This is a genomic window from Alcaligenes endophyticus (genome assembly GCF_026344035.1).
GTDB classification, from domain to species: Bacteria; Pseudomonadota; Gammaproteobacteria; order Burkholderiales; family Burkholderiaceae_B; genus Alcaligenes; species Alcaligenes endophyticus.
Genome location: NZ_JAPKND010000001.1, coordinates 57,656 through 79,647 on the forward strand (window position 1 = coordinate 57,656; position 21,992 = coordinate 79,647).

At 50.5% G+C, this 21,992-nt stretch carries 17 protein-coding genes and 1 tRNA gene; 14 read left to right on the forward strand and 4 right to left on the reverse strand.

The annotated features are described in order from the left end of the window. Positions 1 to 60: 60 nt before the first annotated feature. The gene (locus OSH01_RS00270) at positions 61 to 861 is read left to right on the forward strand and encodes a YggS family pyridoxal phosphate-dependent enzyme (RefSeq protein WP_266122054.1); all 801 of its coding nucleotides are present in this window, start codon (positions 61 to 63) and stop codon (positions 859 to 861) included. A gap of 9 nt (positions 862 to 870) precedes the next feature. After that, entirely contained in the window at positions 871 to 1,698 is an 828-nt protein-coding gene (gene pdxK, locus OSH01_RS00275; RefSeq protein ID WP_266122055.1) for a pyridoxine/pyridoxal/pyridoxamine kinase, read from the forward strand. A 6-nt stretch (positions 1,699 to 1,704) separates the two neighbouring features. On the opposite strand, the gene ptsJ is transcribed toward pdxK, so the two are convergent. After that, positions 1,705 to 3,015, reverse strand: coding sequence for a MocR-like B6 salvage transcription factor PtsJ (gene ptsJ, locus OSH01_RS00280; protein WP_266122056.1), 1,311 nt, complete (start codon positions 3,013 to 3,015; stop codon positions 1,705 to 1,707). A 153-nt stretch (positions 3,016 to 3,168) separates the two neighbouring features. Here ptsJ and OSH01_RS00285 point away from each other — a divergent pair. The 8 genes from OSH01_RS00285 (at position 3,169) to OSH01_RS00320 (ending at position 13,225) form a co-directional block, all read left to right on the forward strand. Then, a tRNA-Cys gene (locus OSH01_RS00285) sits at positions 3,169 to 3,242 on the forward strand. Positions 3,243 to 3,498: 256 nt separating this feature from the next. After that, complete coding sequence (locus OSH01_RS00290; RefSeq protein WP_266122057.1) at positions 3,499 to 5,175, forward strand: carbon starvation CstA family protein; 1,677 nt, start codon at positions 3,499 to 3,501, stop codon at positions 5,173 to 5,175. A 56-nt stretch (positions 5,176 to 5,231) separates the two neighbouring features. Beyond that, complete coding sequence (locus OSH01_RS00295) at positions 5,232 to 5,510, forward strand: cory-CC-star protein (RefSeq protein WP_266122058.1); 279 nt, start codon at positions 5,232 to 5,234, stop codon at positions 5,508 to 5,510. 1 nt (position 5,511) lies between these two features. After that, entirely contained in the window at positions 5,512 to 6,531 is a 1,020-nt protein-coding gene (locus tag OSH01_RS00300; RefSeq protein WP_266122059.1) for an ArsA family ATPase, read from the forward strand. Between the two features lie 168 nt (positions 6,532 to 6,699). Next, positions 6,700 to 10,422, forward strand: a complete 3,723-nt coding sequence (locus tag OSH01_RS00305) for an ATP-binding protein (RefSeq protein WP_266122060.1) — start codon at positions 6,700 to 6,702, stop codon at positions 10,420 to 10,422. Then, positions 10,419 to 11,078 (forward strand): hypothetical protein, encoded by a 660-nt coding sequence (locus tag OSH01_RS00310; RefSeq protein WP_266122061.1) that lies wholly within the window; start codon positions 10,419 to 10,421, stop codon positions 11,076 to 11,078. Before OSH01_RS00305 ends, OSH01_RS00310 begins: the two co-directional genes overlap by 4 nt. After that, entirely contained in the window at positions 11,075 to 12,364 is a 1,290-nt protein-coding gene (locus OSH01_RS00315; RefSeq protein WP_266122062.1) for a hypothetical protein, read from the forward strand. The genes OSH01_RS00310 and OSH01_RS00315 overlap by 4 nt, the downstream gene beginning before the upstream one ends. 15 nt (positions 12,365 to 12,379) lie before the next feature. After that, positions 12,380 to 13,225, forward strand: coding sequence for a DUF7281 domain-containing protein (locus OSH01_RS00320; protein WP_266122063.1), 846 nt, complete (start codon positions 12,380 to 12,382; stop codon positions 13,223 to 13,225). Between the two features lie 76 nt (positions 13,226 to 13,301). Here the strand turns inward: OSH01_RS00320 and OSH01_RS00325 are convergent, their stop codons facing one another. Then, positions 13,302 to 14,351 carry a lactonase family protein gene (locus OSH01_RS00325; protein ID WP_266122064.1) on the reverse strand — a complete coding sequence of 350 codons (1,050 nt, stop codon included), beginning with the start codon at positions 14,349 to 14,351 and terminating at the stop codon, positions 13,302 to 13,304. An 11-nt stretch (positions 14,352 to 14,362) separates the two neighbouring features. Beyond that, entirely contained in the window at positions 14,363 to 15,346 is a 984-nt protein-coding gene (locus tag OSH01_RS00330) for a Bug family tripartite tricarboxylate transporter substrate binding protein (protein ID WP_266122065.1), read from the reverse strand. Positions 15,347 to 15,389: 43 nt separating this feature from the next. Here OSH01_RS00330 and acnA point away from each other — a divergent pair, with 43 nt between their 5' ends. Together acnA and OSH01_RS00340 are read left to right on the forward strand one after the other, a co-directional pair. Beyond that, positions 15,390 to 18,044 carry an aconitate hydratase AcnA gene (gene acnA, locus OSH01_RS00335; protein WP_266122066.1) on the forward strand — a complete coding sequence of 885 codons (2,655 nt, stop codon included), beginning with the start codon at positions 15,390 to 15,392 and terminating at the stop codon, positions 18,042 to 18,044. Between the two features lie 21 nt (positions 18,045 to 18,065). Next, positions 18,066 to 18,803 carry an ABC transporter substrate-binding protein gene (locus tag OSH01_RS00340; RefSeq protein WP_266122067.1) on the forward strand — a complete coding sequence of 246 codons (738 nt, stop codon included), beginning with the start codon at positions 18,066 to 18,068 and terminating at the stop codon, positions 18,801 to 18,803. Between the two features lie 23 nt (positions 18,804 to 18,826). Here OSH01_RS00340 and OSH01_RS00345 read toward each other — a convergent pair whose 3' ends face one another. Further along, the gene (locus OSH01_RS00345) at positions 18,827 to 19,723 is read right to left on the reverse strand and encodes a GntR family transcriptional regulator (RefSeq protein WP_266122068.1); all 897 of its coding nucleotides are present in this window, start codon (positions 19,721 to 19,723) and stop codon (positions 18,827 to 18,829) included. Between the two features lie 194 nt (positions 19,724 to 19,917). Here OSH01_RS00345 and murI point away from each other — a divergent pair, with 194 nt between their 5' ends. Further along, positions 19,918 to 20,775: a glutamate racemase gene (murI, locus tag OSH01_RS00350; RefSeq protein WP_266122069.1), complete on the forward strand. Its 858-nt coding sequence runs from the start codon at positions 19,918 to 19,920 to the stop codon at positions 20,773 to 20,775. A gap of 5 nt (positions 20,776 to 20,780) precedes the next feature. Then, positions 20,781 to 21,926: an HPP family protein gene (locus OSH01_RS00355; protein ID WP_266122070.1), complete on the forward strand. Its 1,146-nt coding sequence runs from the start codon at positions 20,781 to 20,783 to the stop codon at positions 21,924 to 21,926. Positions 21,927 to 21,992 lie beyond the last annotated feature (66 nt).

Below are 21,992 nucleotides of genomic sequence, written 5' to 3' on the forward strand. Positions count from 1 at the left end.
AGCCTTGCGAGCACTGCCTTGAACCCCTACTCTACTGCCTCTCCTACTAGCACTGAACCCATGCACGATATGCATGATCGCTGGCCCCAAGCCTCTTCGGTAGACGATTTTCGTCATAATTTAGCGGCTGTCCATGCGCGCATTCAGGCAGCTTGCCAACGAGTGGGGCGCGACCCATCCACCGTGCAACTACTCCCCGTTAGTAAAACCAAGCCAGAGCAAAGCCTGCGACTAGCCTATGCCGCCGGGTGTCGCCAGTTAGGTGAAAACAAAGTGCAAGAAGCTTATCAAAAGTGGGAGTCCATGCAAGACCTGGAGGATATACAGTGGTCTGTCATTGGGCACTTACAAACAAATAAAGCCAAGCTGGTGGCTCGCTTTGCCACGGAATTTCAGGCTTTAGATAGCTTACGTGTGGCCGAAGCCTTAGAGCGCCGCCTGCAAGAGTACGGCCGCTCGCTAGATGTATATATACAGGTAAACACCTCGGGAGAGGAAAGCAAATATGGTTTGCCCCCCGAACAAGTGGCCGACTTTCTACAGGCCCTACCCAACTTTTCTGCCCTGCGAGTGCGTGGCCTTATGACCTTAGCCGTGTTTTCCGCTGAAGCGGAACAAGTGCGCCGATGTTTTATTTTACTGCGTAACTTGCGCGATCAACTCAGGCAGTCAGCCCCGGCAGGCATTCAGCTAGATGAGCTGTCTATGGGTATGTCAGGTGACTTTGAAATAGCTATTGAAGAAGGCGCCACGCTTGTACGAGTGGGCCAAGCCATCTTTGGCGCTCGTGCCACCCCAGATAGTTTCTATTGGCCCTCTCAGAACGGCACCGCGGCAACAAAAACCTCTCCCTTACCCTAGCGCCTATCCATGTCTTATACCGAACTATCTCCTCTAGCCATAGACATCGTGTCCGTGCAGTCTCAAGTGGTGTATGGCTATGTGGGCAATAGTGTTGCCTTACCTTGCTTACGTGCTCATGGTTTACAAGCCGTAGGCGTACCCACGGTATTATTCAGCAATACTCCTCATTACCCCAGCATACATGGCGGTGCTATTGCTACCGATTGGTTTCAAGGCTATTTGCAAGACTTACTTGAGCGACAGGCCTTAGATCACCTACGCACGGTGTTAGTGGGCTACCTAGGTAACCCCGAGCAAATTCAAGTTTTGGCGCAATGGCTGCGACAAGTACAGGAGCTACGTCCCGAGCTACGCATTATTATTGACCCCGTGATAGGCGATCACGATGTAGGCGTATACGTAGCCCCAGGGATGCTACAGGCTTATCACGAGCATCTACTCCCTTTAGCCCATGGCCTGATACCCAATGACTTTGAGCTCACCCAATTGGCTACCATGCCTATCTACACCCTTGATGACGCGATTCAGGCCGCCCGCAGCTTACTAAAACATCAGTTAGAGTGGATCATTGCCACCAGTGCCGCTCCCCAGTCCTGCCCCAACGACCAATTGCAACTGGCCGTGGTAACGCGCCACGATGCCCATATCGTTCGCCATCCTCGTATCCCTTCCTACCCTAAGGGTACGGGCGATATGTTCGGGGCTGAACTCAGTGCTTATTTGCTGGCCGGCCACACGCTTAGGCAAGCCACCGAGCTGGCAAGCGCCGCCGTCGTTAAGGTGATACGCCGTACCCATGAAGCTGGCAGCGGTGAAATGTTACTGGGCACTTAATTGGGGCTAAGCCTGCGCGTAATCGAGCAGGCTTAGTTGTAAGTCGTGGGCAAAGCGATCCATTTGTTCTACGCTCATGGCCGTAAAGGTTACGCGTATACCCGCTTGCTGGCGCGCTAATAAAAACACGCTACCCGGACGAACTAGCCAACCTTTATGCGCTAAAGACTGAGCGATGACTTGGTCATCACAATGCAAGGGGATCCACATATTTAGCCCGTCTCCCCCCCAATACGCCTCTATCCCTGTTTGTCGTAAAGCGTGTTCGAGCCGCTCGCGCTGCGCGTGGTAGTGTTGCTTGGTACGGCTTAATAAGCGTTGCGTGTCCGGCGACAACAGTAAATGCTGAACAATATCCTGCAAAATATGGCTGACCCAATTAGTACCAGCCGTTAAACGTAAACGTAAGCGCTGAGACGTTTCGGTATCGCTGGCCACGGCTGCCACCCTTACATCAGGCCCAAAAGCTTTACTAAACGAACGTACTAAAGCCCAGGGCCCTTGGCGCTGTCCCAAGACCGAATAATACGTATGGCGAGCTAACAGGGCAAAATGGTCATCTAGTATAAGTAACACATGCGGATACTTAGCGAGTAACTGCTCTAGCTGAGCGGCTCGTTCAGCCGTAAAGCTACTGCCTGTAGGGTTATGCGCTCGGGGAGTTAAAATCACCGCCTGCACCCCTTGTTCTAAAGCCTCTTGTAGGCTACTCGGTACAACTCCCGCGTCGTCCATCGCCAGCCCTAAAGCCTCTAGGCCTAAAGAATGTAAAGCATTGATACTGCTTAAAAAACAGGGGTCCTCTACAGCCACTTTGTCGCCAGCCACTAGGTACGCACTCAGTAAGCGCTCGCAAGCATCGACCGCCCCGTGGCTAAGGTTAAGTTCAAAGTCGGACAAACAGTCGGAGGCGAACCAGTGTTGCAAGTAGTGCTGCAATCCAGCATTCAAGACAGGCTCACCATACAAACGTGGGGTATAAGCAAGAGCGGAAAATACGGACTGTATGTCGGGTAAGCAAGCGGCGGCGGGGTTGCCACTTGCCAAATCAGTCAACGGCGTATTAGGCACTGCCCCCTCTTGTGCCAACTGTTGTTGCTGCGAGCGAATGCGGGTACCCAAACGCCCTTGCGCAACCGCGACTCCCATGGTGACCAAACGCCTATAAGCCGCTGCTACCGTATTGCGATTAACTCCTAACTGGGCTGCCAGATCGCGTACAGGAGGCAACAAGGTGTCTGCAGGTAGTTGCTGTCTGTGCACTTGACTACGCACACTTTCGACAATTTCAGCCGCTGTTTTTCCCTGTATCTTCATCTTCTACCTGTATCGAGTTGGATAAGACACTACGCGCCTAGCAGTAATCAGTGTCTATTTTGCCATAGGACAAACGCAAGCCTACCATTCTCATATAAAGAGCGCTTGATTTACCATACCCAAGCCATTACAATTTTGACATAGGACAAAGATGGCGCGGTGGCAGATCGGTTATGCGACGGACTGCAAATCCGTCAAGGTTGGTTCAATTCCAGCCCGCGCCTCCACTCGGCTCCTATTGCTTTCTAAGGCCCTCTACCTATGCGCCCTAAGCTCCTGTTTTATATTTATCGCAACTCACCCTTGTCTTTTAGAAAGGGTAAATACCGATATTATCGTTCCCCTCTCTGTGTATTAATGAGTCAAGCAAATACAGTTATAACAATTAACGCATAAATGTAAGCATTACATTTAAAGCCATTCATTACGTCAGTAAGAAGCAGCATAAGAAAGATATACGTACTAACCTAGGAGGGGGAGCAAATGAGTGCAATCATATTGCTAGTGCTAGGTCTAGGAACTATGTTTCTAGGCTATTATTTTTATTCACGCTTTATTGCCGAAAAAATATACAGAGTCGATGACAGCAGGCCCACGCCTGCGCATACCATGGAAGATGGCATCGACTTTGTCCCCACGAATAAGTTTGTGTTATGGGGTCACCACTTCACCTCCGTCGCGGGGGCAGCTCCCATTGTAGGCCCTGCGATTGCCGTCATTTGGGGGTGGCTCCCGGCCTTTTTATGGGTCACCTTAGGCACCGTTTTTTTCGCCGGCGTACACGATTTCGGCGCCATCTGGGCCAGTGTACGCAATCGCGCCAAATCGGTGGGAGCACTGACAGGGGACGTGGTGGGTAAGCGTGCCCGAGCTATTTTCATGATTGTTATTTTTCTTGTGCTACTGATGGTCAACGCCGTATTTGGCGTGGTGATTGCCGGACTGCTCATCAACAATCCAAGCTCTGTCGTGCCAGTCTGGGGTGCCATAGTAGTAGCCTTTATTATTGGTCAGGCTATTTACCGCTTTAAACTAAATTTGGGCCTAGTTTCTTTACTGGGTGTTGTGGCGCTGTATTACCTAATTTATATTGGCCCCAGTGTGCCGGTATCCTTACCCCCAGATGTTTTAGGGCTAGCCCCTAATGCCGTATGGATATTGTTGCTATTCGCTTATGCTGCGATTGCCTCGTTACTTCCGGTATGGATGTTATTACAACCACGGGATTACATTAACGGCTTACAACTATTCGTTGGACTGATTTTACTTTACGTCTCGGTGTTGATCAGCAATCCCACCATTGTGGCCCCCATGTATAACACCGATGTTCCCGCCGGCACCCCCTCTTTAATCCCCCTACTCTTTGTCACCATTGCTTGCGGGGCCATTTCCGGTTTCCATGGCTTAGTATCTTCCGGCACTACCTCTAAACAACTCAACACAGAGCGCGACGGACGATTCGTCGGATACTTTGGCGCTATAGGTGAAGGCGCACTCGCCTTAGCCACCATCATTGCGGCATCAGCCGGTTTTGCAAGCTTAGCGGAATGGAAAACGGTTTATCACTCTTTTGGACAAGGTGGCGTGAACGCGTTCATTCAGGGTGGTGGCGCTATTTTGCATGCAGGTACAGGTATTAGCACTGAAATTTCGGCCACTATGCTCACCGTGATGGCGGCCCTCTTTGCCGGTACCACCATGGATACAGGTCTACGTCTACAACGGTATATTTTCCAAGAGTGGGGTGAAATTTATGATGTTAAATGGCTAGGCAAGGCCTTCCCAGCGACTGCCCTATCCGTTATCACGTGTTTAATCTTAGCCTTTGGCGCCGGCGGTGCAAGCGGTTCAGGTGGGCTGATCATCTGGCCACTCTTTGGTACCACGAATCAATTATTGGCCGGCTTAACCCTGCTCGTGATCGCTGTCATGCTCGTGCGTCAGAAGTCGCCCACTATCTACATCACGGCTCCCCTGACCTTTGTGTTGGTCATGACACTGGCGGCTCTGTTGCTCCAACTAAAAGAGTTTTACCTTAAACAGAACTGGTTCTTGTTAGGCTTAGATATCATCGTACTCATCGCTGCCATTCTGGTGACACTAGAGTGCATCTCCGCCTTACGTCGAGAAAAACGAGCGGCTGCCTTAGTCAGTTCGTAACCTGCTGCTACAGTCCCCGTCTGCTGTTCGACGGGGACTTTTTATTGGACGCTCTCATGAAAGGCACTTTCTCACGTTTTAGTCATTGGTGCAAAAAAGCCAGTATCGCTGGCGAAACCTACTACAACTCACCCTATCGTGCTGCAATTGCTAGAGCCAAACGTGAAGAAGACGACCTGTTCATGCTCTTGGTGTTTTCAGAAATGATGGGCGTACCTAATCCAGCCTCATGGTATACCTTAGAGCTACAACCCTTACTTATCCAACGCTTTCACGATTGGCACATTCGTATGGGTATGGAGCGCTCCCCTCTCGACCATTTCCGCTGTTGTTAATATGAATTCTTTATCCATCACTGAGCTTCTTCAACAACGGCAGCTACTATTACTCGGTGGTAAAGGCGGCGTAGGCAAAACGACAATGTCCTCGTCATTAGCAGTGTTGGCCGCGTCGCTAGGACGTCGAGTGTTGCTGGTTTCTACAGATCCGGCACATAGCCTCAGCGATGCCTTTGCGCGCCAGATAGGTGCGCATACCACCATGCTAGCCCCTAATTTATGGGGTTTAGAAATAGATCCTGATGCCGAAGCTGAGGCCTATTTAGAGCGCGTTCTAGCCCAAATGCGACGCTACGCAGGCCCGGATCAAATCAATGAGTTACAGCGCCAGCTACAACTGACGCGTCAATCGCCTGGTGCCCAAGAGGCTGCATTGCTTGAGCGCTTATCCAACGTGATTGAGTCTGGCTTAGAAAATTACGATCTCGTCATAATAGATACCGCGCCCACAGGCCACACGCTACGTTTACTCAGCCTGCCTGAGGTTATGGCTGCCTGGACGGACGGATTACTGCGGCACAACAAACGCTCGCAACACCTGGGCTCGGTACTTAAGCATTTAACCCCCGCACGGAGTATAGACAGCCTCACGGGTGACCCTACCGAGCATCACACTGCCGAACTGAGCGATAAAGATAAAGAGCTTGTAAATACCTTGACGCGCCGTCAGAGCCTTTTCCACCGTACTCGCCGGCGCTTGAGCGACGCGAACACTACCGCTTTTATTTTTGTATTAACGCCAGAACGCTTACCTATACTTGAAACCGAACGGGCAGTAAAAACGCTACAAGAGCAAAAGATCCCCATTGCAGGACTGATTGTGAATCGGCTCCTACCCACGCTTGAGGACAATCCCTTTTGGCATAACCGCCGTCTACAGCAAGACAAGCACCTGCTTGACTTACAGCATCGCCTTCCTCATCAAGCATATTGCCATGTCACCCTACAAGCAGATGATGTAAGCGGCTTAGAAGCCTTAACCAAAATGGGGCAACACCTGCGGGAACAAAGCGGTTAAAACTACGTTACACCTATACATTCTGTGACTTCAAAAGAGTACTAAGGGCCTACGGCTTCTGGCATGATAGTTCCTGCGCGAAGCCTAGCTTGCGAGCACTGCCACTACAATAGTGCTTCGCTTAGGCGCTTGTATTACGTTACTCTTTTTAAGCAAGGTTATTTCATAGTGTCATCCCGTTTAACCCGCATGCTGCTTGTCAATGCTAAAACCTCGGGCATACACCCTTCAGGTACGATCACAGAAATTGATCCACGCGACGGCGCCGCCATTACCGGTGAAAATGGCGTTGGTAAAACCACCACTCTACAGCTTTTTCCGCTATTTTTCGGCTGCCCACCCAGCCGTATTGTCACGGCTGGCGGTGGCATGCAACCCATGTTGCGCTTTGTGTTACCCACTCCTGAAAGCGCCATTGTATTTGAGTATCAACGCGGTAACCCTGATGACACGTGCCTAGTAACCATACGTCGCCAAGAAGGGCAAGACGCTCCTGAATACCGTTTTTTTCAGGGGCCCTTCAGGCCCGAACTTTTTGTGTACGATCTGCCCGATGGCAGTGGGCAGGCTTTTTACAACGATGCCGGTACAGTAAGTGCCGCGGACCGCTTAGGCATCGCACGCGTACGCAAACTAGATGGTTCACAATATCGAGCTGTTATTTTACGTATTCGTACGCAAGCGCGAGACCAAAGCGAATTGCGGCGCCTCGCACAACACTACAGCTTTGCTCGTCGCTCTTTACAGCACTTAGATCGTCTCGTTGCTAACGTTGTCAAAGAGCATGTCGACTTCAAAGACTTCATTACTTTAGCGCTGTCTATGGTCTATGAGTCTATGGGAGGTTTAGGGGGAGCGAACTCACCTAGCCCGCAACCCATACGATTACGTCAAACTCAAGATCAAATCCAAATTTGGCTCAATAATCGTGACGCAGCTGAACGTGCTCTCAAACTCAAGCCACAGCTTGAACAGCTTCATCACACGATCACGCAAAGCCGTGAAAACCGTCAACAATTAATGCTGCTTAAGCATGAGTTGCTGTACTGCACTGCTCGTCTGGAACAAGCACATGTGCAGATCAAGCAAGCGCTAGACGATGCCGCCATAGCGCGTGCAGAACAAGAGCAAACTGAACATACACAGCGGCGCATGGCGCAAGAGCAACAAGAAGCCATACACCTGCAACTGAACGCACGGCAAGAAGCCTTGCTAAGTCTAGAAACTCAAGCCAGACACTATCAAAACGAGTCCGCATCAGATTGGGCACAACGCATGCCCGAGTTAGAAACGCTACGTTTACAACGTAAACAGAACACCGATCAACTTGAGTTGATAGAAGAAAAAGTACGTCATATTACGGGCAAAATAGATCAACGCAGTGCGGAAATACGTACCGAAGTTGCGCAACAAAAGGCTTTAATAGAGAGCCAAAAAGCACGCCCCCACCAAGACTATGAACAGGCAAAAGATCACACTCTGGCAAGCCAAGAGGAGCAACTGCAGGAGCTACAAGCCGTTCTTGAGGAACGCTTACTTGAGCAAGAACAGCGTATTGCCCAGGCCCATCATCAGGTTGGACTTTGTAGCTCAGCGATTGAGCGTCCCGTCATTGCTGAACACTATCAGGATGATCTCGACGCCAGTGCGGCCAGCCTTAGCCAAGCGCAAACTGATTTAGCACAGGCTATTAACGCTCAAGCGGATGCCTTGGCACAAAAGGATCAAGCAAGCCACCTGCAACAACAGGCCGAGCGCAACGTAACGGATGCCAAGATTATCCTGAGTCAGGCAGAGCAAAAGCTACTGCTCGCACAACAAGCACTACACCCCGAAGATGGGACTCTATTAGCCACCCTAAGGCAAACCCCTGCCTATGAATGGAGTCATCACTTAGCGCGCGTCCTAGACCCCGCCTTATTACAACGTACAGACTTAGCACCTAAGCCGCCCACCGAGCTGCCGCATGATCTAAGTTTATATGGCTGGGCCTTAAACACAGAGGCTATCGCCTCACCCAGTTGGAGCGATGACCAAGCGCTGCAGCAAGAGCTCACCCAATGCCAACAGCATAAAGAAGCAGCCGTTACTCGAGTAAAAGATAGTTTGCAGGCACTGGAAAACGCTGCCAGACACTGGCAGAGCACTCAAGATGCCTGGGTAGAAAAAACGGCTCAGCGGCAGGTGGCTGAACAACGCGCAGAACAAAAAAAATCTGAATTAGCTGTGCGAAAACAATACCGAGATCAAGCTCGAGAACAAGCAAAAGAGCAGGCGCAGATGGCTTTGCAAGACGCGCAGCGTGTATTACGCCAGGTGCAGCAAGAGCGCGAACAACTACAACAGCAGCATAGCGAGCGCAGCCGTCAAGTGAAGGCGCATCATGCTGACTTAATTCAGAAGCACAAACATCGCCGAGATGCTGCGTTATCTGCGTTAGCGAAACAGATAAACAGCGTACAAGAGCAAGCCGAAAACTTATTGGATGCATTACAAAAAGAGCGTGATCGCAGATTGACTGAGGATGAGGTCGACCCGGCCGCCGTTAATCAGCTAAGGCAACATATTGCCGAGATAAGGCAGAACATCCAAACCCTGGAAAATAAGCAATCGGTCGTGCAGCAGTGGCAACAATGGGTGCAAAACGATGGGCCCGCAAAACTGGCTGCGCTCCAAGAAGAATTAGTTCAATTGAAACAGGCTCAAACGCAGTTGAGCATACAAACTCAACAACAGAACAAACAAGCGCAAGCCGATGCCCAAGCTTATGCAAAAGCACGTAATGAGCGGCTAGAAGAACAGCATCGTATAGAGTACGAACAACACCAAGCACAGCAGTTAATGAGCGAATTAGCTGACGTTGCAACTCCAGCAGTCCCCCCTATCGAGCAAGGTCATGAGTTACCCTTTATAAAGGGTCAGATAAACACATGCAGGCAACAAGGCGTGGAACTATTGCGCCAGCTACAACAAAGCAAAGATAGAATTTATAACGAGCTAACCAATAAAGACAGCGATGTAAAAGAGCTCATTGTGCAACATATGGAAACGCATACGCACACTGATAGCAGTGTGATTGAGCAAGCCCAAGAGCTACAAAACATCTACCGTAACCTGGGTCATTTAGTGATAGCCTCCATTAATAGCAGCCTAGGCCCGTTATTAGAAAACATTGGTGAGTTTCGTAAGACTATTGCACGCTTTGAAAGCCGTGTGCATGACTTTAATAAAGACCTGCAAATCGGGTTGAGCCAAGTTTCTTTGCGCACTGAGCGTTTACGCGACCTCGAAATTCACATTGTGTGTGATTTCGAAAAGCTCGATTATTTAAAGAAACTAGATCAACTGCACTCAATTACCCTAGATCATCGTTTGCGCATGAGCGACACCATCGTAGACACTGTGCCCCCCGCCTCTACCGCGCAAGCACTACGCGACATCTTAGCCTTGCTCAGCAATAACTCCTTAGAGATCAACCTAGCTCAGCACATTACGCTCAAAGGCAGTGCTAACGATGGCGGCAATATCAAGCCCTTTAACCGTGAAAGTGAACTGCAACGACTTAGCTCCACGGGTATTACCGCTATTGCTTTGATCACTTTACTCTCGGGTATGCTGAATGTGGTGCGGCGCGAAGAAAAAATCTATATCCCTTGGGTAACCGATGAGGTGGGTCGCTTTGATGCCAAAAACTTCAAAAGCCTGATGGCTTCGCTACGAGACAACCATATCGATGTGGTCACGGCCTCCCCCGCCTTGACCCCTGCAATGTATCCCCATTTCCGGAACCGTTATATATTCCGACCAGGCAGTAGAGTGTCCGTTTTCCAGGCTGCAAGTGAGCCAATTTCCACCACTGGTCCCATCACGACACCGGGAGCCCTAGTATGATGAAAGCTCGTATTCGGCTTGCCTTATTAGATGGCAAATACCTCTGCCCCTACCGTTACCCTGACGAATATGCTTGCTTGGCTGAGCAAGAGTCTGAGCGCACAGCGGTGAACCAATGGCTCAATGAAATTGAGATGCGTCTGGCGCGCTTAGGTGATGATGGCGCTTTTTTCATGGCTCCTCAGCAAATACAAGCCCACGATTTGGCCCGTATCCGTGATGAATTTGCTCGTTTTCGTGATGTCTACGGCCCATTGGTGCATATGTTGGATATGTTACGCAATGCCCAAGAAGAGTTTTCGTTTCAACCTGGTGAGTACCTGCAACTGGCTGACTTGGTGCTAAGCGTCAATGGCAGTGCCACCCTAGAGGGTCAATTACGCTCGTTTGAGATCAGCGGCACCCACAAACGCTACTCGAACCACGAACTACTCAAGCGTATGCTCGACAACTTAAGCAAAGAAGGTTATTTAATTCTGAGCAACCCAGAGCGACATGTCTACCGCTGTACCGGAAAGCTTCAGCAACTATCCCTAGCACTGGAATATATGGCCGAGCGCCAAGGCCTTATCAATAGCACCCACGAGCACGAAACCCACGAGCAAAGTGAACTGCTTGATGCTTTATATGTAGACGATGAGGCAGAATCCATATGAACGACATGGTTTTCTCTGACCCGCGCGGGCGCAAAAAGATCATCGACAATCGAGGGCAGATTCGGCAAGTTTTTCAATATCTACAAAAACACTTTGATGTTTTGGCCGATGCGCTAGACGGCGCACTAGAGAACCACGACAAAGCACGAACCACAGCGATTCAAGAGCTCGCATCTATTAATGCTTTACTTCCCTACGGCGAAGAAAGCTACCACTTAAACCCGCACTTACGGCATTACCTTAAGGATCATCTCAACCTATATCAGGCCTTTGAAAGCTTAACTCGCATTTCGCCCATGATCACCCAGGCCAGACTGCACTGGCATGAGCTTTGCGATCTACAGCAACATGGTGAACACGAAGACGCTGAGCAAGTGGAGGACTCGTTAGACCACACCATTACCAATTTAATTCATAGCAACGAACGCAACTTAATGTTGCTCACTGCAATGGTCAGCTCAGAGTACGGCAACGTAGCGTCATTACGCGCTAAAATTCGACAAAATGAACATTACCGGCGTCAAGTTGTACAACTACTCAAAGAGCTGATTTCCGTTGAAGCGCTACTGGGCAGAATAAATGAAAACCCCTATGAAAAAGGGGAAGTCATTTTACGCGCGCGACAAATGGTGAATGCCCGCCTAACAGGACGGCGCGCTGGCTGGGTCAGTCGACTCAATGACATACAAGCGGTAATTAGCCGCAAACTGTTTTTAGCCCGTAAGCTAGAACAACAACTATACGCCCTCTCACAAGCGGCACTCTGGTTGTCGCGCAACCCCACCACCGATGGCATTGATCTTGCGCCCAGTGCCCAAACCCCCGCTATCACACTGGATGCTTTATGTCGGCCAACGAGCATTCGGGTACGACCACAGATCGATTTTACTGATCGCACTTACCATATAGAAGAAGCACTAGAGCGCGCCTTACGTCGGCTACCGGCACCCGCTAGCACAAGCGTCGAAAAAGACCACGGCATTCAACGCGTACATGCGGTGAGCAATGAAGTGGCGCAAGAGGCCCTCTTGCCGGCAGATCAACTTATTGCTCAGCTCGTGCAGCACCTGCAAAAACACCAAAGCAGTGCTTTATCCCTACTTCAATGGCAAATCGAGCAACGCCACACCGAGGCCATTGCGGATGAGATTTGGATATTGTATGCCTCCTCTCAATTATTGTTATATCCTCGCATAGAGTTGGAATATCACATTGGCCCAGCCTTAAGCGGACATTACAATGACAGGCTAGAAGATGTTACCGTACGCTTGACTAGCGCTGCCTAACGCCTACTACTCGCTATGCAAACACAAGAATTAGCCTTTTTACAAAAGCTCTTGCTAGAAGCTCAAGCAGATCCAAAGGCTGCCTTCCCCCTCACACGCCAGTTGTCACGCACGGCAGAAGCCTTTAGCCAACATCATCGTATAGGGCTACAAATAGGTAAGCGCTTTGAGTATCGAGCGGATGACTTAGCGCGAGCCCAAGCCTTGATACGTTCACATGCCTTACCTCTACAAGCCAGTTCAACGCCACTTGATCGCGCTCAGGCATCCTTCATTCCAGGCCGATCGGAAAAGCACACCAGCTTAGCCCCGCATCATGGTGAGATCGCCATCTTGCCCCTCAGCTCGGGTTGCCTATATCAAGGCCAGCCTTTGCCCAGTCATTTACCCGGGTACATGGTGATAACTGAACAAGACGGTCATGCTATCCAAACAAAAAACATCGTGGTCGTAGAAAACTTTGAGACCTTTGTCCAACTACGTCGCTATCACTGGCTGCTGAATCACCCCGCTGTTCAACAAGCGAGTCTTGCTGTGTTTAGGGGTGACAATTTATTTAAAGCCAATCATGCACTGGCATTTTTACACCTCCGACGTGAGCCTGTCTGGGCCTTCCCCGACTTTGATCCAGCTGGCTTAGGCTGGACGCTTTCTATGCCCCGCTTTGCAGGGCTATTATTTCCGTGGGAGGGTATGAGAGAGCGGCTGTTACGCCATAACCGTACCGATCTTTACCACGCCAGCGTAGCCCAATGGGAACAACACCTGACACACTCCAGCCACGTAGATATACAACGCGCGTGGCAACTCATGCACTCACTATGGCGGGGCCTAAACCAAGAAGCGTTACGTGACATTTGAAGGCTAGTGCTGGTTCACGCTGCGATGTGGTTAAACTCTCCCTTTGCAGAAGAGTTTAACCAGAGCATTGTCCCGTCTATTTGCTAAATACCATACATACTGGGCTACCACAGGGCCAAGAAGCTAGATAACTCAGCGCCCCTGTGTCAGCATCCACGGCAAACTGCACAATGCTGTCCGAATCCTCGTTTAATACATATAAGTAATCGCCGGACTGATTAAAGTCCATAAAACGAGGGGTACGCCCCTGAGAACTGACATTGCTTTGCCACGACAAGCATCCTGTTTCCTTATCAACAGCATAAATACTAATGCTGTCCTGCCCTCTGTTGGAGACATACAAATGGCGTGCCGAGGCAGACAACACAATCGCTGCCGCGCGACTATTACCCGTAAAGCTATGCGCTAACGTACTCAAGACTTGTACTGCATGCAAGCTTGCGTGTTGCTGATCCCATGCATACACAGCCACGGTAGAGTCCAGCTCATTAACACAATACATCACAGGCATATGGGGGTGAAAACAAGCATGACGAGGACCAGCCCCTTCACGACTACTAACTTTTATTTGCGCTGTAGGTAAAAAACGCCCGTCCTCCCATACAAAGCCAAAGACCGCATCTAAGCCTTTGTCTGGAACCACTAAAAAGCGTCCCGACGGGTCATAGACAACAGCGTGCGGCTTGGCTTGCGACTGCTCCACACGATGCGGGCCTATGTCACCGCTAAAGCTGTGCTGTTGCGTCACAGGCAGCAATGCGCCGTCCGCATCGATAGGCAACACAACCATAGATGCCCCCAAATGATTCACTACCATGATCGCTCGCTGATCAGGTGTAAAGCATAAATGAACCGGGTTTAGGCCTTGAGTAGACTGTTGATTCAACAAGCTCAATCTGCCGGTCTGCTGATTCAACGAAAAAGCAGAAATCTCTTGACGATCGCCGTGCACGGTATAAACCCGTTGTCCATTTTTGGACAGGAGTAGATAAGAGGGATTCACTAATCCCGTTTCAATTGTCACCAGCTCCAATGCCCCCGACCGCGGGCATACCGCATATACGCTAATGCCCTGTCCTCGTGCATGACGTTCACGCGTAGTACGACTACCAACCAATGCATACATGCTCTTTTACCTTATTCCGCCACAATGCCGGCCTCGCGCACTATCTGCTCGTATTTACTGCTTTCCTGTGCAATAAACGACGTAAAATCCGCCACACTCAGCGGCGTCAGTTCGGCTCCCTGAGCCTGCAGCTTTTCCGCTAATTCTGGGTCCGCTAACGCTTCGTTGGTCGCTTGGTTTAACGCTTGTACTATTTCGGCAGGGGTAGCAGCTGGCACAAACAAACCGAACCAATTAGACAAATCATAATTTTCTAACCCGGGGGTTTCAGACAAAGCAGGAATGTCCGGTGCAAAACCGGTGCGATTAGCCGAGGTTACCGCTAACGCACGTACTTTACCCGACTGCAAAAAAGGCACCGCGGCCGCATAACTCACAAAGGTAAGCTCAACACTCCCTCCTGCTACGTCTGCTAATTGGCCTGCCGCACCACGATAGGGAATGTGCACCATAGAGACCTGAGCTTGATGCTCAAGCAATGCCCCATTTAAATGCTGCGGATTGCCTAAACCGCTTGTCGCATAGTTAACACGACCTGGATTGGCTCGTACATAATCGAGCATCGACGCCATATCCGCTGCCTCCATAGCCGGCCCTGCCAATAGCACATTCGGCACTCGCGACAATAAGGCCACTGGTTGTAAGTTATCTAGCTGATAACTCATGCGATCCCCATACACATAGGGATTAATCGCCGTCTCGCCTGCTGAACCCAATAACACGGTATACCCATCCGGTTTGGCACGTACCACGTGACTTGCCCCCAACATGCCGCTGGCTCCCGGACGATTTTCTACGATGATATTTTGATTTAAGGTCTGTCTCAGACGCTCGGCCAACAAGCGCCCCATCACATCCACGCCTCCCCCAGGAGAAAACGGCACCACTAGAGTGATAGCTTGCTTCGGATAGGACCCCGTTTCTGCATGCAGTTGCCAGGGCAAGGCACCTACTACCGACGCCGCTACTAGCCATTTTTTAATACTCTTACTCACTCCCAACTCCTAAGAAAAAAACACAAAGTCGTAAACATTCATTATGATTGCATTTTATACACCAAAAATGCAATATAAAACAACGATGGTTAAAGATCGCTACGCACCAAAACAACTATGTATCAACAATGAACTTTTCCACATTACGGATCTAGCGGGGATTGCGGGAGAGGATTTTGAACGTCTGCCGGTGGTCTTACGTTTACTGTTAGAAAACTGTATGCGCCACCAACAAGACGAAGAGCGGGAGACATCACGGCAAGCGATTTTGGACTGGCTACAAGAGGGGCATAGCAACGCGGAAATCGCTTTTCAAGCTGGCCGACTCTTAATGCATGACACCACCAGCACACCGGCGTTGGTCGATATTGCTGCCATGCGCGATGAGCTTTATGAAAAGGGACTAAACCCGGCGCAACTGAACCCCAGCTTGCCTATTGACGTTTCGATAGACCATTCTCTCGCTGTACAGCACTATGCCAATCCAGACGCATCAGCCCAAAACATCGAACTGGAAATACAGCTTAATCAAGAACGCTATCGCTTTTTAAAATGGTCTGCGCAGGCCTTAGAAGGAGTACGCATACATCCTCCCGGCACGGGCATTATGCACACCATTAACCTGGAACAGTTGGCCACTGTGGTCGCCCGATTACCTGCTGAAGGAACAGACCAATACGACAGTCTCACGCCAGACATGATGCTTGGCACAGACAGTCACACACCCATGATTAACGGCATCGGAGTCTTGGCCTGGGGAGTGGGTGGCTTAGAGGCACAAACAGCGATGTTTAAGCTACCCGTTATGTTGCGCCTTCCTGATGTAATAGGCGTAGAGCTAAAAGGCAGCCTACCAGCAGGGGCAACCGCTACCGACCTGGCACTACTGCTTACCCAGCAATTGCGTAAGCTAAATGTCGCGGGTGAATTTGTCGAGTTTTTTGGCCCGGGGGTCAGCACACTTACCGCGGGGGAACGTTGTGTCATCGCAAATATGGCTCCCGAGTATGGTGTAACTACTGCCTTTTTCCCCGTGGATGAGCGCACACTAGAGTACTTGGCACAAACAGGGCGCAGCCTAGAACATCTTGCGATCATACGAGCCTATTGCCAAGCAACCGGCCTTTGGTTCGACCCTCACGCTCGCCCCCGCTACAGTCAAGTGCTAAGCCTAGACATCAATGCCTTGCAAGCCTCGGCAGCAGGCCCGCGCAGGCCACAAGACTACCTGCATCTTGGCGATATTCCCGCGGCTCTGCGGAAAATCAACTTCACTCCCCCCTCAGTGGGCACATTGCCTGCTTTCCCGGTGGCCATTGCAGCCATTACCAGTTGCACCAATACCTCCGATCCGGCCCAACTGATTGCGGCTGGCTTGCTCGCCCGCAAAGCACGCCGGTTAGGCTTGCGTGCTGCACCGTGGGTAAAAACGTCCTTGGGGCCAGGGTCCCCAGCAGCGCAAGCCTATCTAGAGAGAGCCGACTTGCTCACTGACCTATCCGCATTGGGCTTTGATATTGTGGGGTTTGGCTGTACCACCTGCATAGGAAACTCTGGACCTCTGCCTGCTCGCATACAAGCCGCCAGCGAGGCAGGCCACATCAAACCCGTGGCGATTTTATCAGGCAATCGTAATTTTCCCGGCCGTATCCATCCTGATTTAGAGCTGGCCTTTTTACTATCCCCTGCATTGGTCATCGCCTATGCCCTAAAAGGGGATGCCATGTGCGACTTGAGCCATGACCCCTTAGGCTTTACGCCCGACGGTCAACCCGTTTACCTAAGCGATGTCTGGCCGAGCCAAGAAGAGATTGCACAGACTCAGCAACTTGCTCTACACAGCGCCGACTTTTTAGAGTGTTTCACACAAGCTCACCACAACCCCTACTGGGAAGCATTACAAGCACCGATAGGGGATCAATTCCCTTGGAACCCAGACTCAACTATTTTACGGCGGCCACCGTTTGCCTCTTTTACGCAAGCAAGTCCTTTAGGGCATTACCGAGCCTACCCCTTGCTAATTCTGGGCGATGACATTACGACAGATCATATTTCCCCCGCCAGTGCTATTCCCCCCAGCAGCCAAGTTGCGCAGTTTCTTTATGAGCAAGGCGTAGCGCCTGAAGAGCTCAATGTTTTCGCCTCACGACGAGGCAATTGGGAGGTCATGTTACGCGCTGCCTTTCATAGCAAAACATTGCATAACTATCTAGCTCCGAAAGCCCCGGTAGCACACACTTTACATATCCCTAGTCAAACAGTAATGCCCATATGGCAAGCCGCACAAGCCTATCAAGATCAGCAGCAGCCCTTAGTGATTGTGGCAGGTGAGCGCTACGGCACAGGCTCTTCGCGAGACTGGGCAGCAAAAGGCCAACGGCTGCTAGGGGTACGCGCCGTGCTACTGAAAAGTGTCGAGCGCATTCATCGCTCTAACCTTATTGGCATGGGCATATTGCCGCTTGTTTTACCTGCTGATGTGGATGTCACGGCCTTCCATGAAGGGCTGATGTTTGACATCGACGCCCGCCACCTCAGCCAGCGCGGTGCTATTCCGGTCAGCGTGTACGAGGGCCACGAACAACGTATGACTTTTACCGCTACCGCGGCGGTCGAAACGCAAATGGAAATAGAACTGTTAAAGTGTGGTGGTGTTATACCTGCCATTTTACGACAAGCACAGGCCGCAACCGATTAACCCCGTTTACTCCCCTACTCTATGACTATGCATTCTAGCCTCCAACAAGCTTTTGCCCCACAGGGCACCTTACGCGCCTCCATAAATGTCGGTAACCCCATCCTTGCTGGACGACATCCTGAAACAGGCGAAGTCTTTGGTGTTTCAGTCGATTTAGCCCAGGAGCTTGCACGTCGTTTGGCGCTTCCCTTAGAGCTCGTCGTCTGGGAGTCTGCCGGCAAATCGGTAGAGGCGGTTGAAAACCACCTTGCCGATATAGGCTTCTTTGCCATTGACCCCAAACGCGGACAAGTCATTAATTTTACCGCTGCATATGTGCTTATTGAAGGCGCCTATTTGGTCAAAGAGGACTCTCCTGTGCACCACAATAGCGACGTCGATCAAACTGAGCATCGCATTACTGTCGGCAAAGGTAGCGCCTATGACCTTTATCTCAGCCGTGAAATTCAACATGCTACATTAATGCGTGCTCCCACTTCGCCTGCGGTAGTCAGCCACTTTTTAGAACATGGCCACGAAGTTGCTGCTGGCGTTAAACAACAACTCCAAGCCGATGCCGAGCGCTATGGCAACTTACGCTTATTGCCAGGACGCTTTATGGTGATTCAACAGGCCATGGGCATGCACAAAGAGCGTGGCGCTACCGCTAGTGAATACCTAAGCACTTTTATTGAAGAAATGAAAAGTTCGGGTTTTGTCGCCGAGGCACTGGCAAGGCACGGCATACAAGGTGCTTCCGTAGCACCAGCACAGGTTTAGGCTGGCACAGTACGCTTAGCTGACTACGCTTGACTTAGTAGTTCGCTAAGCCGGCTCATATTGTGTACCGTATGCTGTAAATGTTCGCGCAAAGCCTGTGCGGCTTGTTCCTGCTGCCCCTGCTCTAAAAGACTCAATATAGTTAAATGCTGGGCACAATGGTCGCGATAACGCTGTCTATCACGCATGGAACGATAAGATAACAAGCGGCGTACTTGATTGACCCGTTTAATCGCATCAATAAAAAACGGATTTCCCGACGCCTCCACAAGGGCTTCGTGAAAGCGAACGCCACGCGCATGGAGTTGATCGGCCGTGGCGGTTTCTATGCCTCCATTGAGCAACTCTAACTCAGCGGCACGGCACTGGGCAATGGTTGCTGCTGTTATCGTATAGTTAGGCTCTAGCAAAGCCGCTGGCTCTAAGGCAAGCCGCAAGCGATACGATTGCAGCAAACTATTAGGCGTAAGCAGCATATCGGAAAATACCCAGCCATAGCCAGGTCTGCGCTCTGCCCACCCTTCCGTGGCAATACGCTGCATGAGTAATTGACACTGTGTCTGACTTAACTGATAGCGACGACGCAGTTCTTGCTCCGAGCAATGCAACGGCAATTGCTGAGTTAATAAGTCATCAGCCAACGCAAAATAAGCATGCTGCACAGGATCCGCAACCGAGGAGCCAGCGACAAAAGACTCCACACTAAGCTGATCGGCATTCAACAATAAAAAATAACCACGACGCGGACGCCTCTCGAGCACGCCTTGCTCGGCCAACTGCTGCAACGCCTCATTCACTGGCGAGCGTGACATCTGGAAAGCATCCGCTATGGTTTGTGCCGCCAAATGGCTGCCCTGGGGCAAACCTTGAGCTTTCAACCACGACACCAGTTTAGGAAGGAGAAAATGAGCAGCACTCATACAGGAGAAGTTTATCTAGAAAAATAGCAGTCTACCTGCTATTTACGGTAACTCCAAAATGAGCTATTGCTCACCGCTTAATCGTCAAATCCACTGATAAGTGTTTATCTATCATGCTGAGTCTAGAACCTGCGTCTAAAAAAGCAGATAATAGCAACCTGCCTATGTGTTGATTGTGGGAATTTACTTGCTTTATGTTTGACGCTAACACGTTGCCCCATTTACCTGGGGCTATTGGTGTGTTCGACTCTGGGGTGGGTGGTCTGTCAGTGCTACGCTCTATACGTACTGCGCTACCGCGCGAACCTCTTATCTACGTGGCTGACTCGGGTTTTGCACCCTATGGCGATAAGTCGCCGGAATGGATTCAAGATCGCAGCACGCAGATTCTTGATTTCCTCATTGCACAACAATGTAAGGCCATCGTGATTGCCTGCAATACGGCTAGCGTCGTGGCGGCAAAGCTTTTACGTGCTCGTTATAGTCTGCCGATTATTGCCATTGAGCCAGCCATTAAACCCGCTGCTCAACAAAGCAAGAATGGAGTGATTGCGCTAATGGCGACCACTCGCACCATAAGCAGCCCCCAAATACATAGGCTTTGCCAGCTACACGCTGCCGATAAACAAGTCATACTTATCCCTTGCCCTGGCTTAGCTGAACAAGTAGAGAGTGGCGAGCTGGATCATGATGAATTACCGCAATACTTAAGCGTGAAGTTACGCCCCGCCCTTGAACAGGGGGCTGACACATTGGTATTGGGTTGTACTCACTATCCTTTTTTGCTCCCCCAAATCCAAGCCATAGTAGGTTCGAGCATGCACATTATCGAGCCTTCTGAAGCCGTTGCTGCACAAGTACAGCGCAAACTTTTGCTGCTGCCTACCAATACGCACGCACAAGCCGCTGCGCAGTTACAAGTATGGACGAGCGCCCCCGATAATAAAGCCATACTCAAACGCTACCTACAAACGCCCACGGCTCACATTTACACCTTACCGGCACACCTGTTGCCTCCCGCTATTCCTGTCCACGCCCCCAGCCCATGCTAGCCCTAATGAAGCTAGTGGCTCGCAGCCTGCGCCCTCACTCCCTTCCCATTGCGCGACAGGAGATGCTGCGCGCTACTATGGGAGCATCGCTAGCGCTGTTGTGTACCGCTTTTGTAAGCTTACACTTGGCTAACTATGCTAGTACTCATCATTGGCTCGTCGCATCTTTTGGTGCCAGTGCCTTATTACTATTTTTAGTTCCTACCAGCCCACTAACACAACCATGGAATATTCTGGTCGGCAATAGCGTGTCAGTACTAATAGGCATATGCTGTGCTCGATGGATACCGAATACGGTGCTAGCCTTAACCTTAGCGGGAGGACTCAGCACTGGCATGATGCTGATTAGTCGTAGCGTACACCCTCCCAGCGTCGCCATCTCCGTCTTTCCTGCACTTAACGGTATCCATGAGTTTCACTTTGCGCTGTTCCCTGTGCTTACTAACTCTAGCATTTTAGTGCTCATAGCAGTGCTATATAACAACCTAACAGGCACTCGTTACCCTGCTTGGCACAAGCCTGAAAAAGCCATCGAACCAACGCAACAAGCTTCTCGCTTTACAGACGCAGACTACGACGCGGCACTTGAGCACTATAACCAAACGCTTAACGTGAGCCGCGAAGACCTGCAAAAGCTCTTAGCCTATGTACACACTATTGCTTTTCAACGCAATTTAGGCACTAGGCATTGCGCTGCCTTGATGCAGACTAATGCCCCCTGCATCACTGCGGACACATCTTTGGAGCAAGCTTGGGCTCTACTCACTGAGCATAAAACCAAGGCTTTAGCGGTAGTAGACCAAGAACAACGCGTTATTGGAATCTTGACTCAAGCTGACTTCCTGCGTCGCGTAACTCTACAAGACCAACAAGGCCTACGCCAACGTCTACGCGAGTTCATTCAAAGCAAGCGGGGTCAAAGCAACGTACCGATAGTCGGTGATATTATGAGTACCCCTGCAATATGCGCCTACAGTGAACAGTCTATCACTGAGCTGATTCCTTTATTTAGTCACGATAAACATCGCCATTTACCCGTCATCGACGAACAAGGACGCTGGCAGGGCATGATCACACAGGCCGACTTGATGCTAGAACTCTATCGTATTTTACGCCCTGCTCCCTATGATGAAAATAAGGACCAGGGCTAAAGTATTCAGAGCCCATACGACCTAAAAACCAACAGGCCGCTTATAGCGGCCTGTTGGTTTCACTCG